The 374-nt window shown below is 65.0% G+C and carries 1 protein-coding gene; it reads right to left on the reverse strand.

From position 1 onward, the window contains the following. Positions 1-374: HAMP domain-containing protein (locus PUR56_RS14380; RefSeq protein ID WP_329949196.1), on the reverse strand; the 374-nt coding region annotated here is incomplete at both ends.

A 374-nucleotide genomic window follows, 5' to 3' on the forward strand; every position in this document is an offset into this window, starting at 1 on the left:
CGGACCTGGCTGGTCAGGTTGTTGGCCATCAGGTTGACGCTGTTGGTCAGGTCCTTCCAGGTGCCGGACACCCCGGGCACGCTCGCCTGACCACCGAGGATGCCCTCGGTGCCGACGTGGCGGGCAACCCCGTTCTTATTGTGTGAGTTGAGGTATTGCTTGTGCTCGTCCGTGCTGATGGTGGTCTTGAGCTCCAGCATCTCGCCGCGCGCGTCGACGTAGATCTTCTGCGACAGGTCGCCGCGGGCCACCGCCGTGATCACCTGCGCGATGTTGCGCACCTGGCCCGTCAGGTTGTTGGCCATCAGGTTGACGCTGTTGGTCAGGTCCTTCCAGGTGCCGGACACCCCGGGCACGCTCGCCTGACCACCGAG

This window comes from Streptomyces sp. BE303 (assembly GCF_036290945.1).
Taxonomy (GTDB): Bacteria; Actinomycetota; Actinomycetes; order Streptomycetales; family Streptomycetaceae; genus Kitasatospora.